Genomic DNA, 494 nt, shown 5'->3' with positions numbered 1-494 from the left:
GCACGTATTGAAGCATTAGAAGTTGAAAACTTGTATGAAGTTGCTAAAGCAACCTTGATTTCTGCTGCTGCACGTAAAGAATGTCGTGGTGCACATACCGTTGTTGATTATGAATTAGCTCCAGATCATCCGACTTACTCTTATGGTCGTCGTGATGATGAGTGGATGAAACATACGTTATGGTATTCTTCAGACAATCGTCTTGAATATAAACCAGTACGTTTCAATCCATTAACGGTTGAAGCTATTGAACCTAAACCACGTACATTCTAATCGGGAGAACAAAGATGAGTAGAGGTACTCGTACATTCGAAATCTACCGCTATGATCCTGATAAGGATAAAGCGCCATACATGCAAACTTTTAAGTTAGAGTTAACTGACAAGCACCGTATGTTGCTTGACGCGTTACTTGCATTAAAAGTTCAGGATGAAACATTAACATTCCGCCGTTCTTGCCGTGAAGGTATTTGTGGTTCTGATGGTGTGAACATT

1 protein-coding gene and 1 pseudogene are annotated in these 494 nt (G+C 39.9%); both read left to right on the top strand.

Annotation, left to right across the window (positions count from 1 at the left end):
• Positions 1 to 273, top strand: a pseudogene (locus GBI16_RS18415) (succinate dehydrogenase/fumarate reductase flavoprotein subunit); the annotation flags it as partial.
• Positions 274 to 287: 14 nt separating this feature from the next.
• Positions 288 to 494 (top strand): 2Fe-2S iron-sulfur cluster-binding protein (locus GBI16_RS18410; protein WP_228267875.1); only part of this gene is annotated, 207 nt, incomplete at its 3' end.

The sequence above is a fragment of the Acinetobacter sp. TUM15064 genome (assembly GCF_008980265.1).
Classification (GTDB): domain Bacteria; phylum Pseudomonadota; class Gammaproteobacteria; order Pseudomonadales; family Moraxellaceae; genus Acinetobacter.
This window is presented reverse-complemented; position numbering and strand designations above follow the sequence as displayed.